This window comes from Agrobacterium sp. ICMP 6402 (assembly GCF_009498615.1).
GTDB classification, from domain to species: Bacteria; Pseudomonadota; Alphaproteobacteria; order Rhizobiales; family Rhizobiaceae; genus Agrobacterium; species Agrobacterium burrii.
Window position 1 is genome coordinate 140,110 of sequence record NZ_QSNV01000009.1, and the last position, 13,280, is coordinate 153,389.

12 protein-coding genes are annotated in these 13,280 nt (G+C 57.0%); 10 read left to right on the top strand and 2 right to left on the bottom strand.

What is annotated here, in order from left to right:
* Positions 1 to 7: 7 nt before the first annotated feature.
* The 10 genes from DXT96_RS20985 (at position 8) to traR (ending at position 11,972) form a co-directional block, all read left to right on the top strand.
* Positions 8 to 1,210, top strand: a complete 1,203-nt coding sequence (locus tag DXT96_RS20985; RefSeq protein ID WP_153516391.1) for an aspartate aminotransferase family protein — start codon at positions 8 to 10, stop codon at positions 1,208 to 1,210.
* Positions 1,207 to 2,247: an agmatinase gene (gene speB, locus DXT96_RS20990; RefSeq protein ID WP_153516307.1), complete on the top strand. Its 1,041-nt coding sequence runs from the start codon at positions 1,207 to 1,209 to the stop codon at positions 2,245 to 2,247. Before DXT96_RS20985 ends, speB begins: the two co-directional genes overlap by 4 nt.
* Before the next feature lie 44 nt (positions 2,248 to 2,291).
* Complete coding sequence (locus tag DXT96_RS20995) at positions 2,292 to 3,440, top strand: PotD/PotF family extracellular solute-binding protein (protein ID WP_153516308.1); 1,149 nt, start codon at positions 2,292 to 2,294, stop codon at positions 3,438 to 3,440.
* A 132-nt stretch (positions 3,441 to 3,572) separates the two neighbouring features.
* Positions 3,573 to 4,484, top strand: coding sequence for an amidohydrolase (locus DXT96_RS21000; protein ID WP_153516309.1), 912 nt, complete (start codon positions 3,573 to 3,575; stop codon positions 4,482 to 4,484).
* A gap of 116 nt (positions 4,485 to 4,600) precedes the next feature.
* On the top strand, positions 4,601 to 7,378 hold the full coding sequence (locus DXT96_RS21005; RefSeq protein ID WP_246670618.1) for an FAD-binding and (Fe-S)-binding domain-containing protein: 2,778 nt from the start codon (positions 4,601 to 4,603) through the stop codon (positions 7,376 to 7,378).
* Positions 7,379 to 7,672: 294 nt separating this feature from the next.
* Positions 7,673 to 8,374: an Asp/Glu racemase gene (locus tag DXT96_RS21010; protein ID WP_153516392.1), complete on the top strand. Its 702-nt coding sequence runs from the start codon at positions 7,673 to 7,675 to the stop codon at positions 8,372 to 8,374.
* A 12-nt stretch (positions 8,375 to 8,386) separates the two neighbouring features.
* Positions 8,387 to 9,169: an alpha/beta fold hydrolase gene (locus DXT96_RS21015; RefSeq protein WP_246670619.1), complete on the top strand. Its 783-nt coding sequence runs from the start codon at positions 8,387 to 8,389 to the stop codon at positions 9,167 to 9,169.
* A gap of 24 nt (positions 9,170 to 9,193) precedes the next feature.
* Complete coding sequence (locus DXT96_RS21020) at positions 9,194 to 10,225, top strand: leucyl aminopeptidase (RefSeq protein ID WP_153516312.1); 1,032 nt, start codon at positions 9,194 to 9,196, stop codon at positions 10,223 to 10,225.
* A 63-nt stretch (positions 10,226 to 10,288) separates the two neighbouring features.
* Complete coding sequence (locus DXT96_RS21025) at positions 10,289 to 10,942, top strand: isochorismatase family protein (protein ID WP_153516313.1); 654 nt, start codon at positions 10,289 to 10,291, stop codon at positions 10,940 to 10,942.
* 325 nt (positions 10,943 to 11,267) lie between these two features.
* A complete protein-coding gene (traR, locus tag DXT96_RS21030) occupies positions 11,268 to 11,972 on the top strand; it encodes a transcriptional regulator TraR (RefSeq protein WP_153516314.1) in 705 nt (234 codons plus the stop codon).
* A gap of 61 nt (positions 11,973 to 12,033) precedes the next feature.
* On the opposite strand, the gene DXT96_RS21035 is transcribed toward traR, so the two are convergent.
* Together DXT96_RS21035 and DXT96_RS21040 are read right to left on the bottom strand one after the other, a co-directional pair.
* On the bottom strand, positions 12,034 to 12,342 hold the full coding sequence (locus tag DXT96_RS21035) for a transcriptional repressor TraM (protein WP_025430017.1): 309 nt from the start codon (positions 12,340 to 12,342) through the stop codon (positions 12,034 to 12,036).
* Positions 12,343 to 12,654: 312 nt separating this feature from the next.
* Entirely contained in the window at positions 12,655 to 13,278 is a 624-nt protein-coding gene (locus DXT96_RS21040; protein WP_153516315.1) for a TraH family protein, read from the bottom strand.
* Positions 13,279 to 13,280: the final 2 nt, after the last annotated feature.

Consider the following 13,280-nt stretch of genomic DNA (forward strand, 5'->3'; position numbering starts at 1 on the left):
GAATATGATGACCATTACTGCCCTCATGCCTACTTTCAACCGTTCACCGATCGCCTTTGAGCGAGGAGAAGGTGTATGGTTGTGGACAAATAACAACGAGAAGTATCTCGATTTCGGCTCTGGTATAGCCACCAATAGCCTCGGCCATGGAAACAAGCATCTCGTTGGAGCTATCGCCGAACAGGCCGCGAAAGTGATGCATGTGTCTAACCTCTACAGTGTGCCCCAGGCATCCCGCCTTGCCGAGCGGCTCGTTGGCGCATCTTTTGCCGACAGTGTATTCTTTTGCAACAGCGGCGCCGAAGCCAATGAAGGGCTCATCAAAATGGTTCGCCGCTTTCAAAGCGACCAAGGCCGTCCCGAACGGTACCGCATGATATGCTTCAACGGAGCGTTTCACGGACGTAGCCTTGCCACCATAGCGGCCACGGGGAACCCGGCTTACCTGAAAGGGTTCGGACCGGTTGTCGAGGGTTTCGATCATGTCGAACCAAATGACCTCGCCTTAGTGGAAGCGGCGATTACACCGGAAACTGCGGGCATTCTCATTGAACCTGTTCAAGGCGAAGGCGGGATACGGGTCATTCCGGCGGATTTTCTTCAAGGTCTAAGATATCTCTGCGATAAGCATGGTCTGGTTCTTGCAATGGATGAAGTGCAGACAGGGGCAGGGCGTACCGGAAAGATGTTTGCCCACCAATGGACAGGCGTCACACCCGACATCCTCTCTGTTGCCAAGGGCATCGGGGGCGGCTTTCCGCTAGGCGCGATTCTGGCCACTGAATCGCTAGCGAAGCCGATGGTTCCGGGAACTCACGGCACGACGTATGGCGGCAATCCGCTTGCCTGTACGGCGGGCAACGCTGTGTTGGACGTTATCCTTTCGGATGGCTTTTTTGATGCAGTAGTTGCGCAATCTGTCCATCTGCGCGACGGACTTGAGCAAGTTGTGAGGGATTTTCCGCAACTATACTCCGATGTGCGTGGGAAGGGCCTTTTGCTCGGTGTGAAGTGCATTGTTTCCAATGCACTCGTGCGCAACGCGTTGCTCGACCAGCGGCTTCTGACTGTTAATGCCGGTGATAATGTTGTTCGTTTCGTACCGCCTTTGATCGTGAGCGCCGAAGAGTGCTCGGAAGCCGTTGAGCGATTTCGAAAAGCCTCGAAGCAGTTGGCGCAGGCGGATTGTGAAAGGAAATCCGTGTCATGAGCAAAACTGATATCGAAGCACTTCGGGTGCAGTTTGCCGATCCAGCCACCTCTAATGGCAATGCCGATGGACTGGATAGGGTTAGGGCCAGTCTTGCCCGAACCAGACCCCGTTCGCCGTATTCCGGAGTTCAGACATTTCTGTCGATGCCGAACCGGGAAGATCTGAGGGAGACATTATCCTTTTCAGAACTCGATGTAGCAATTGTTGGAATCCCGTATGATCTCGGGGTCACCAACCGGGCGGGTGCTCGGTTGGGACCAAAAGCCGTCCGGAATGTCGAACGCGTCGGTCCCTTTCATCCAGTCCACCGAATTGCGCCGTCCGCGAAACTTAATGTTGCCGATATTGGCGATGTCGATTTTCGAGAGCGATACAATATCGTTTCGTGTGTAGAAGACATTGAGGCACTTTACACGCATCTGGTTCGCCACTCTGTGACGCCGTTGACTGTTGGCGGGGATCATTCGATTAGCTTTCCTGTTCTTAAAGCGATCGGCGCGAAAGAACCTGTAGGCCTCATCCATATCGATGCGCATACTGACACCAGTGGGCCGGGGAACGGCACGGCTTTCCACCACGCCACTCCCTTCCGAAACGCGGTCCTTGCGGGCGTGCTCGACCCTAGCCGTACTGTTCAGCTGGGTATGCGTGGCTCAGGCGGCCTTTGGTCTGAATTTTCGCATGCATCGGGAATGACAGTAATTACCACGGATGCCTTTCTGGAACTTGGGCCTGTTGCTGTGGCAAATCAGGTTCGTTCGATCGTTGGCGACGCGCCGGCTTACGTTAGCTTCGACATCGATAGCGTCGATCCGGGTTTCGCGCCGGGGACCGGGACCCCCGAAGCTGGAGGCTTGGCGCCGCGTGAGATCTTTGCATTCTTACGCAAACTTGCCGGTGTCAATGTCGTCGGGGGCGACGTTGTGGAACTCGCCCCTCAATATGATCCGACGACTAATTCGGCGCTGGTTGCCGCGCAAACGTTATTTGAAATTCTCAGCCTGGTCGCTCTGAAGAAAACCCCCAATCGCTAAAAAAACAAGCCGGCGAAAAGACCGGTTCAACCGAGGAGAACAACATGGACATTACATCAGCATTCGACCGCCTTCATACCCGTCTTAAGGATGGGGATATCTCCCGCCGCACTTTCTTGGGAAGAGTTGGGCTTCTCGCTGTCGCGAGCGGGGTGAGCGGTTCGGCTGTATCCGCCTTTGCGCCATTCGCCCGAGCCGCCGGCAAGGTTCGTTTCGATGGATATGGCGGCGCCGCTCAAGACGCCTGGAGCGAGATCATATTCAAGCCGTTCAATGCCAAAACCGGCATGTCCGTCGATCAAGGCTCTTTCAGTAGCAACGATGAACTTCTGTCGAAGATCACAGCGGACGGAATCGAACAATACAACTACTTCGATTGTGGTAGCCCGCTCGACGCATTGCGCTACTGGCGGCAATCCTATCTGCAGCCGCTTGATGAAACCAAACTGCCAAATCTCACTAACGTGACACCCCGAGCCGTCGAGAGCTTCAAAAAGCCGTTTGACGGCAATCTGGTTGGCATTCCATATACCGTGACCGGCTACCTTGTTTGCTACAACACAGAACAGATTTCGGAAGACGAGATCAAAGCTAAGGGCGTGAACATACTGGTGGACCCTGCCCACAAGGGGCGTATCACTGGTCAGGACCGTTGGTCCACGCGCATCTGGTTTGCTGCCCTCCAGACCGGCCAGGACCCGAACGCGATCACCGATATGGATGCGATTTGGGAAAAGATTCGCGAGAGCCGAGAGTTGGTGCTGAAGTACTATACAAGCGGCGCCGAACAAACGCAGCTACTATCTTCTGGAACTGCTCATCTTGGCGACGGGTTCTTTATCAGGGTTCACAACATGGAGCGTCAGGGCTTGCCGATACGCGGCCACCAGGTGCCTGGATTGAGCCTTTCTTTCGGCGCATTGGTTCCGCTCAAGGGAAGCCCGCAGGAACCATTCTATGAAATGGCAAATATCCTCTTGATGCCAGAAGTCCAAATCCAACTTGCCCTCGGTCTGGGCACAATGTGCGCCCTCGACATGTCGAAAGCCGACGTCCCCCAGGAAATTAAGAACATGCCGGGCTACGATCCTACCGGCGAGCTCAAAGGGTGGACCATACCCGATCCTGTCTACTGGACGGACAACGCCGATCAGTGGCAACGCCAATATCAACGCCTGATGGCGCGCGGCTAAACCTTTCAAATCGCCGGGTGCGGCATACGTCGCGCCCGGTTTGTCGCTGGTCCGGACAAAGAAGACGCCGGCTTTTACCCCTATGTGTTGCTTCGATCTTTTCCGTGTAGTTTCCTTATCGTTGGATGTATGATGTCTACATTGCCCGCACCTCCGCCGTCCTGTCCTTCTCCCGACGGCATCACTAGACCTGCGCAACGCCTTAAACTTCCCGTTGGAGCGGTCGACTGTCACGCTCATGTAATTGGCTCGGCGCCGGATTTCCCGCTCATTGAAAACCGCAGCTACACGCCTGTCCCAGTCTCGTCGCAGGACTATCTCGCAATGTTGAGTGCATCTTCGGTGACCTTTGGTGTACTCGTGCAAATCAGCGTTCACGGAAATGACAACCAGTATATGCAGCAAGCTCTGCGTGCCGCGCCCGGTCGTCTCCGCGGTATTGCTGTCATTGGGCCACAGCCGACAGAGCGCGAGTGCAACCAATTGGCCGATGATGGTGTGGTTGGCTTAAGAATCAACGCAATGTTCCGCGGCGGCGCGTCTGTTTCGAAGCTTGAGCGTTACGCGGACATTTGCCGAGACCGGGGCTGGCATCTTCAATTGCTAGTGGACGGCAATGATATAGCCGAGGTCGGTCAAACTGTTTCTCGCCTGAGAGTGCCCGTGGTGTTCGATCATATGGGCCATCCGAACGTGGAAGTAGGCCTAGAGGGTCAGGGTTTCAAGACACTTCTTGGGCTAGTCCGAGATGGTGCATGGGTCAAATTGTCTGGTGCTTACCGGTTCAGTCAAACATTAGCCCCTTATGATGATGTCCTGCCATTTGCCCGCGCGCTTTACGCAGCAGCTCCTGAGCGCTGCCTTTGGGGATCCGATTGGCCGCACGTTGCACACTGGGGTCCAATGATGAATGTCGGAGACTTGCTCGACGCCTTGGCTGACTGGCTGCCTGAGGAAAAGCAGCAAATTCAGGTCTTGACCACAAACCCACAGCGGCTTTACGGCTTTGCGTCGGCAACAAGTACAAAACTGGGCCGGTCGTAATGGCACCGTCTAATTTACGAGACGCCTCAATAGACCTTTATCACCGACTCCGACTTTCACTTCTAGATGCTGGCTTCGAAGGCGAAATCATAGATGACCCTGCATCGCTAGCGTCCATGTCTACTGACAATAGCGTGTACGAGATTAAACCGGACCTGATCGTCTGCCCGCGCCAACAAGCGGACGTCCGCCGACTCACCAAAGTCTTGGGCGGACAGTCCTTTGCTGAAGTCGCCATCACCGCGCGTGGTGGTGGTACGGGTACCAATGGACAGTCGCTCAATCGCGGCGTGGTAGTTGATTTCCGGCGCCACATGAACCGGGTCATCGCTATCAATCTCGAAGAGCAGTGGGTTGAAGTGGAGCCCGGAATTGTAGTTTCCGAACTTAACGATGCGATCGCCTATACCGGATTGTTTTTTGCGCCGACCACATCCACTGCCAACCGATGCACGATCGGTGGTATGATTGCCACGGATGCCTCCGGTAAGGGATCCCGTGTTTATGGCAAGACCAGTGACAATGTTCTTGGGCTGGAGGCGGTTCTTCTCGATGGCCTTCTTCTAGACAGCTTCGCCGACCCTATTCCGGAAGCCGAGTTGCGTTTGAAAGAAGTGGCAGCTGCCTGCGATAGTGGTCGAAACGCACTGCTGGAGCGGGTGCCCGCGCTGTCGCGCCGGTTTACCGGCTATGACTTGGAGCGCGCGCGGCCTAATCGCCAGACATTGGAATGGTGGAGGCTGTTGATAGGAGCTGAGGGCACGCTCGGGCTGGTCACAAAAGCCCGCTTGAAGCTGGTACCGAGGCTTCAGGAAAATCGGCTTATGGTTATAGGCTATAGTCGTTTCGAAGAGGCGTTGGCCGCCGCTCCGTTATTGCTGCAGCAACAGCCGCTTGCCATAGAAGCTCTTGATGACTGGGTACAGCGGCTTGCTGACGATGCCGGCCTTCTTGATAACCTACCAGCAGCACTACGAGGCGGCGCGGGGAGCAGGCCGGTTTACAATTTCGTGGAATTTGCCGGAAATGATGCCGCAATCGTTGATGAAGCTGTCCAGAGTACTATTAAAGCATTATCGGATATGCGCGGGGTCAGGGGCTATCATGTTGCGACCAGTCCTTCAGAGATTGCTGATCTCTGGTCTGTTCGGGCCGCAAGCGTCGGCCTACTTGGAAAATCACGCACCCACCGTAAACCCATCGCTTTCGTCGAGGATTGTGTCGTGCCGCCGGAAAACCTGGTAGGCTTCGTGACAGAGTTTTCCTCAATGATCCGCGAACGCGGTTTGAGTTACGGTATCTATGGTCATCTCGATGTTGGATGCCTGCATGTTAGGCCTGCACTGGATATGGGAGAATTTAAGGATCAGGCGATACTGAAGAGTCTTTCCGATGATGTCTATCGATGTGTGACGCGTCATGGAGGCATTTTCTGGGGGGAGCACGGAAAGGGTGTGCGTGGCGAGTATTTGGCAGATTTCGTTGGTCCCACGGCTTATCAGTCGTTCAGACGGATCAAGGCCGCGTTCGATCCAGGGAACCGGTTTAATCCTGGAAAGCTTGTAAGCAATCGTGGTGCGTTGTATGGCGTGTCCAGCACACCGTTCCGACAAGCGCTCTCGCCCGGTGCGCCGGATGTGAACAGAGCGGTCGCATGCAACGGAAACGGGCTTTGCCTGAACTATGCCCCGAGCGTTGCGATGTGCCCGTCCTTTAAAGCGACAAAAGATCTGCGGCATTCACCAAAGGGCCGCGCGGAAGCGCTCAAGGCATGGGCGCAAGCCACGGCCACAAAAGCACCGGACCTAAACCTTGTGGAAGAAGCAACATTCGCGGCGCTGGACGGCTGTCTCGGATGCAAAGCCTGCGCGGGAGCGTGCCCGGTCCAGGTTGACATCCCAACTATGAAATCGCGATTTCTCGAGGCGTACTTTAATACACGCCAGCGAAGCATTGCAGATCGCGCAGGGATCGCACTTGAACGATTTTACCCGCAGCTAAACTTCGCTCGCCCGTTCTTACGCTTTGGGCAGTTACTTCGTATGGACCGGGCCATCGCTAAAATTACAAAGCTCTGTGACGTCCCGCGATTTTCAGCCCGTGGGCTCAGATCACTACCCTATCCGATGGTTGACCCTCGCACTCTGAGTTGTAGTCAGCCCAAGAAAAGGGTTTTCATCGCGCCAGACGCCTTCACGGCTCTTTTCGATGTGGAGGCGGTCCGCGACGTTTGTGATGGACTTGCTTCGCTTGGCTTTGAACCGGCAATTCTCGCGCTACCTGGTGGTGGAAAAGCTGCGCATGCAAAGGGCGATCGTCGCACTTTTCTCAAGCAGGCCACCCGTCTGGCACAGACCATAGAAAAAGTGACCCTTATGGATCGCCCGATCGTAGGCGTAGATCCCGCATTTGTGTTGATGCTGCGTGATGAATATCGGGACGCGGGTGTTCTCAACCATACAAAGGTCCTTCTCGTTCAGGAGTTTATCCTCGATAATCTCCAAGGCCTTGTTTTGCCTCCTATCTCCAAGGTGCAGCCGGACGCATCACTATTTTTACATTGTACCGAAGCGACGCGCAGCAGTTCTGCGCGGGATCAATGGCAGAAAGTATTAGACGGCTTGGGCTTGCCCGGTAGAGTAGTAAGTACAGGCTGCTGTGGCATGGCAGGTTTATTCGGTCACGAGCTGGAGAAGCTCTCTATCAGCCGAGATATTTTCAACTTGTCTTGGGCCAAGCCACTCGCGGCGCAAAAGAATGCCTACGCAACCGGCTTTTCCTGCCGATGCCAAGTCAAGAGATTTGGTCCCCGCCCTATTGCGCATCCGATGCGCCTCATCGCCAATGCTTTCAAAGGTTCGGACAACTCTAAACCCAGCCGACCCTTTCATTAGGTTCCAGCGTCCGAAGGGCAGGGTGCGCTCCCAGCCCGTCGTGGGCTGATTTCGACCGGCTTCAAAAGTCCGCAGTCATTTGATGTCCGTAGTGATGGGGGCGTGCAGTCGGGCTTCGGCCAGGCATTCGAACCTATTTACGAAATATTTGATGCCTTTTCGAAATGAGAAATGATGAAATCTGGCTTGTAATTACACGTGTAATTAAATATGTATGGGCGCATAGCAACGGCATAGGTAGTTCTCATAATGCACTTTCGAATCGGCCAGATCGTCCCGAGTTCCAACGTCACAATGGAGACCGAAATTCCGGCGCTACTGAGGGCTCGCGAACTCGTTTCACCGGAGCGCTTCACGTTTCACTCCTCCCGCATGCGGATGAAGCACGTCACGGCAGCGGAACTGAAGGCCATGGACCGGGACAGCGACCGCTGCGCCCTTGAACTGTCGGACGCGCGCGTTGATGTCATGGGTTATGCCTGCCTCGTCGCCATCATGGCGATGGGGCATGGTTACCATCGCCAGTCGCAGGAGCGCCTTCACAAGGCGACGGTAGATAATGGCAATCCGGCGCCGGTCGTGACGTCGGCAGGCGCGCTGGTCGAGGGCATCAAGGCGATCGGCGCGAAGAAGATCGCGCTTGTCGCGCCCTACATGAAGCCGCTCACGGAGCTCGTCGTGGACTACATCCGCAACGAGGGTATCGAGGTCAGCGTTTGGCGGGCGCTGGAAATCTCCGACAATCTCGCGGTCGCCGCGCATGACCCGATGAAGCTGCCCGGCATCGTCCGTGCGATGGACACCAGCGATGTCGATGCCATCGTGCTATCCGCCTGCGTCCAGATGCCCTCGCTGGCGGCCGTTTCCGAGGCGGAGGCGATCACGCGCAAGCCGGTCCTGACGGCGGCGATCGCCACCACATGGTCGCTGTTGAAGGCGCTCGACCTCAACACGCGCATTCCCGGCGGCGGCACGCTGCTCTCCGGCGCCTATTAAGGGGAGGGCGCCTTGGCTAGGGGATACAACGTTCACGCAAACGGCATTCGCCAGCACCTGCTCCACTATCCGGGGCCGGGCCCGCAGATGCTGCTCGTTCCCGGCATCACGTCGCCGGCCATCACCTGGGGCTTCGTCGCCGAGCGGCTGGCGGCGAGGTTCGACGTTCATGTGCTCGACGTGCGCGGCCGGGGACTTTCCGAGGGTGGTGCCCTGGATTTTTCGCTTGATGCTATGGCTGAGGACGCCGTCAGGGTCGCAGAATCGGCGGGACTCGAGCACCCAATTCTGCTCGGACACTCGATGGGTGCCCGTATCGGCATTCGAGCCGCGTGCAGGGATCGGCAAGCGTTTTCGGGTCTGCTCCTTATCGACCCACCTGTTAGCGGGCCGGGTAGGCGCCCCTACCCAGCATCCTGGGCCTGGTACGAGGATTCCATCCTCCTTGCGCAGCGCGGCTGCTCGGCATCGGAAATCAAGCGGTTCTGCCCGAGTTGGAGCGAAGAGCAGTGCGCCCTTCGCGCCGAGTGGCTGCACACCTGCCAGCTCGACGCGATCCGAACGGCCTTCGACGGGTTTCACACCGACGATATCCACGCCGACCTGCCCGCGCTCGGCCTGCCGATCCGGCTGGTTGTGGCAGGCGGCGCGGCGGTCATCGAGCCGGCGGATGTCGCGGAGATCGCGCACCTCGCCCCGGCGATCGAGATGCGCACGGTCGAGCGCGCGGGACACATGATCCCGTGGGACGACCTGGACGGCTTCCTCGCCGCAGTCATGGACTTTGCAGCGTAGTTTTCAAAAGAAGGATTCCGAGCAATGGACCACACGAGTTTCACCGAAATCTGCCTCCACCAGCTGAAGATGTCCGGCGTGCGCGACGGCGAGCGTCTTGTCGTGCTCACGCAGGGCAATGAACGGCTGGACTATGCCGATGCGTTTCTCGCCGCCGGCCAGCGTCTCGGCGCGAACATGTACCACATGCGCCTGCCGGCACCCTTGCCGAGGGGCGGCTGGAATGTCGGCGTCACCGGCCTTGCCGCAATGCCGGATGCGGTCGAAGCCCTCAAGAACTGCGACATGCTGATCGACTGCATCTTCCTGCTCTTCTCGCCTGAACAGATGGCGATCCAGGCCGCTGGCACCCGTGTGCTGACGGCGGTCGAGCCGCCCGAACTTCTCGCCCGCATGCTGCCCTACAAGGAACTGCGCGAGAAGGTGGAGATCGGCGGCGAGATCCTGTCGAAGGCCAAGGTCATGCGGATCACGTCCCCGCATGGGACCGACGTCACCTACAAGTTGAACACCTATCCGACGGTCACGGAATATGCCTGCACGGACGAGCCGGGCCGGTGGGACCATTGGCCGTCCGGCTTCGTCTTCACCGGCGGGGACGATGACGGCGTCGATGGCCAGATCGTCGTCGCACCGGGCGATATCCTGCTGCCGCAGAACATCTATGCGCGCGAGCCGATCATCTACACGATAGAGAAGGGCTGGATCACTGATATCCGCGGCGGCCTCGATGCGGAAATCGTCAAGTCCTACATGCAGTCCTTCAACGATCCGAACGGTTTTGGCATGAGCCATGTCGGCTGGGGCATGAATCCACAGGCGAAATGGCACAACTTCGTGCCGGGCGCCTTTCCGGGCGGCATGGGCATGGAGCCGCGTTCGTTCTACGGCAACGTCATGTTCTCGACGGGCCCGAACAACGAACTCGGTGGCCCGAACGACACGCACTGCCACCTCGATATCCCGATGCGCAGTTGCTCGCTGTTCCTCGATGACGCGGCAATCGTCATCGATGGCGACATCGTCGTGCCGGATATGAAGATGGAACGGCACTGATCGGTGGTGGAGCAGCCTCGCCGGGTGCGCAGCTGCTTCTCCGGAAGCACAGGAGGAACGGCAATGTCGCAGGAAGAAATCTATGAGGCGGCCGGCTTCGGTCGTGCCGTGCCGCGCGGTTCCCGGCCCGCCATCGTCGTCGTCGACTTTACCTATGGTTTCACGGATACGCGTTACCCGACGGCAGCGGACATGGGTACGGCGATCGCGGCGACTCGTCGGCTGACGGACTTTGCACGCTCGGCCGGCTATCCTGTCGTCTACACCACCATCGCCTATCACCGAGGAGAGATTGAACGAGTGGCTTGGCTGAAAAAGTCGACAGGGATGACGGCACTCATGCATGATACTCGTACAGTAGAGATAGATCTTGACACCGGCATACAGCCCGGCGATCCAGTGATCGAAAAGAAGGGCGCTTCCGCATTTTTTGGTACAGCTCTCGCTGGGCTACTTACCTCCTCTAAGATTGACACGGTGGTCGTAACCGGAGCAACAACATCAGGTTGCGTTCGCGCAACAGTGGTCGATGCGGTCCAGTCCGGCTTCAATGTGCTTGTCCCTCGTGACTGCTGCGCTGATCGTGCTGTCCCACCGCACGAAGCAAGCCTTTATGACATGCACCAAAAATATGCCGATGTTACTGATTCGGCGGATATTATTGAGTGGATGCGTTGCTTACTTGACGAGAGTGCAGGATTTCTATTCCGTCGCTGAGATGTTGTATTGCAGATCTTGCAAGGTATCCCGCGACCGTGGGTACCCACATTCAAGCACCGGGCCAGGGGCGTAGCGAGATCAAAAGGAATCTCGCCTTTGGCGGTTCGATTGGCAGGAGAGCAAAAAATCGCGAGTTCAATAGGGATTGCCGTTAAATGAGCCGACTCGCCGCGCGTGTCATTCGCGTTATCGGGTTCGGGTACCTCGCGATGTTCCATAAGTCTGCTTATGCAATCTAGGGTTGATTTTTGCGCGCATGTAATAATAAACGTCGAGGGGCTCTCGTGATCTGTTCCACCTGACCACCAAAACGGAGTGAAAAATGCAGCACTGGCTTGACAAGCTCACCGATCTTGCGGCGATCCAAGGCGACGAATGCATCCTGACGCAAGGTCTTGCAGACCTTACCGAGCATTTCGGCTTCACCGGCTACGCCTATCTCCATATTCAGCACCAGCACACCCTCGCGGTCACCAACTATCATCGCGAGTGGCGTTCGACGTATTTCGAGAAGAAGTTTGACAAGGTCGATCCGGTCGTCAAACGCGCGAAGTCAAAGAAGTATGTCTTTACGTGGTACGGCGAGCAGGATCGCGCGAGGCAATCGAAGGAGGACCGTGCCTTCTACGCGCTCGCTGCCGATTTCGGCATCCGCTCTGGGGTTACCGTTCCGATCAAGACCGCCAACGGCTCTATGTCGATGTTCACCTTGGCGTCGGAAAGGCCCGCAATCGATCTCGACCGTGAGATCGACGCGGTCGCAGCTGCTGCGGCCGTCGGGCAACTTCATGCCCGCATTTCATTCCTTCAAACCACTCCGACTGCGGAAGACGACGCCTGGCTCGATCCCAAAGAGGCGACCTATCTCAGATGGATCGCCGTGGGCATGACCATGGAGGAAATTGCTGATGTAGAAGGTGTGAAGTACAACACCGTTCGTGTGAAGCTTCGCGAGGCTATGAAACGCTTCGATGTCCGGAGCAAGGCTCATCTCACCGCGCTTGCAATTCGCAGAAAGCTGATGTGAAAGCGCCCCGACCGCCTCGACTTGACCTATCGGCGCACCAGTCTTGTCCAAAAAAGCCAGATCAGTTCGTGGCCATCTTTGGAACGTACCCAAGCACCCCCAGGAGCGTGTTAAGAGCGCTCATCTGTGCATGCATCTCGATCATTGCTTCGATGTATTCGAGATGCTGAACGCCACCAGTGATTTTTCCCGTCCTGTACTCCTCCGGCAAAGCCTGGAACAGTTGATCCGCTTTGTCCAGAAGTTGCCTGTGCAGCCGAATTGCGTTGACCGTCAACGTCTCTACGTCTGCCGGTGCGAGACCATCCGTCAACCCGATCACCGGGCGCAGTTCACATGTGTCCGACACTGCTGAATCTTTCAAATCCATTGGTGGTCCAACCCTTGAGTATAGTCTGCGGTGCGCCCCCGCAAACGTTAATCTCTGATCCCAAGCCGGGGGTTGGAAACTGTATCTGGACAGTCCTGCGACCTTTAGCCGGAGCCTGGACATACGTCACAGGCCCCCGGCCACATGGTCAGAGGATTCTGATGCTGCAACGGCCAGCACCAGCCACCAGATAGAGGTTTCCACACCCCGGGACAGCGCGTACTGCCCTACCCGCGCTTATATCGGGTGAATGTCGTTTTCGCTAGGGCGACGGATGAACAATTGCCGTGCAGAGCTGCAGATACGGCGAAGTCATTTTGAACCAATACCGGACAGGTCGATCCTGATCCCTGCTTTGTTGGGATCGGACGCCGAAGTTTCGGCTGGTTCTTCCGCCGTGGCTTCATTCTCCGGAATATCGACTTGCGTTTCTGAGCCATCGCGGCGACCCGGCTCCGGCTGGGCAAGGTTTACGTTTCCTGGATCTTCCACCCGAAACACTGCCGTTCCCTCGAAATATCCCGTCTGCCAGGCGATGATCGCGTCGTCGAACACTTGCGGCAGGACATCCTTGGCCGTCGGATTTCCATACCATTTCATCACGATCCGATAGACCTTGGCGAACAGGGCCGTGCCCATGCGCATGTTCTCGCAAGCATCGACCAGGTCCGGCTTCAGCTGGCCCGCCTCCAGGATGCCGAGCCCAGCGGGATATTGTGTGATCCCGACGCGAACGGTATTGCGACCGAGATTGTCTCGGATAAGCGCCAACGCTTCCTCCGCCGTCTTCGGCCTGGGCACCAGAACGACGCGGTTTCCGGAGCGAATCGTTACCGCCAAGGGATCCTGCGACCCTGCCTGCTCGATGAACTGTTCGACGATCGCCGGCTTCAGGCCGGGATCGCTGCATTCCTTGATGAGGGCGGCATCGACCATCG

What these genes read in the sequence shown, in the direction of transcription:
- DXT96_RS21025 (WP_153516313.1), top strand. Translation starts at nt 10,289, where the DNA reads ATGTCGCAGGAAGAAATCTATGAGGCGGCCGGCTTCGGTCGTGCCGTG.
- DXT96_RS21020 (WP_153516312.1), top strand. Translation starts at nt 9,194, where the DNA reads ATGGACCACACGAGTTTCACCGAAATCTGCCTCCACCAGCTGAAGATG.
- DXT96_RS20995 (WP_153516308.1), top strand. Translation starts at nt 2,292, where the DNA reads ATGGACATTACATCAGCATTCGACCGCCTTCATACCCGTCTTAAGGAT.
- DXT96_RS21040 (WP_153516315.1), bottom strand. Translation starts at nt 13,278, where the DNA reads ATGGTCGATGCCGCCCTCATCAAGGAATGCAGCGATCCCGGCCTGAAG.
- DXT96_RS21005 (WP_246670618.1), top strand. Translation starts at nt 4,601, where the DNA reads ATGTCTACTGACAATAGCGTGTACGAGATTAAACCGGACCTGATCGTC.
- DXT96_RS20985 (WP_153516391.1), top strand. Translation starts at nt 8, where the DNA reads ATGACCATTACTGCCCTCATGCCTACTTTCAACCGTTCACCGATCGCC.
- speB (WP_153516307.1), top strand. Translation starts at nt 1,207, where the DNA reads ATGAGCAAAACTGATATCGAAGCACTTCGGGTGCAGTTTGCCGATCCA.
- DXT96_RS21010 (WP_153516392.1), top strand. Translation starts at nt 7,673, where the DNA reads ATGGAGACCGAAATTCCGGCGCTACTGAGGGCTCGCGAACTCGTTTCA.
- DXT96_RS21000 (WP_153516309.1), top strand. Translation starts at nt 3,573, where the DNA reads ATGTCTACATTGCCCGCACCTCCGCCGTCCTGTCCTTCTCCCGACGGC.
- DXT96_RS21035 (WP_025430017.1), bottom strand. Translation starts at nt 12,342, where the DNA reads ATGGATTTGAAAGATTCAGCAGTGTCGGACACATGTGAACTGCGCCCG.
- traR (WP_153516314.1), top strand. Translation starts at nt 11,268, where the DNA reads ATGCAGCACTGGCTTGACAAGCTCACCGATCTTGCGGCGATCCAAGGC.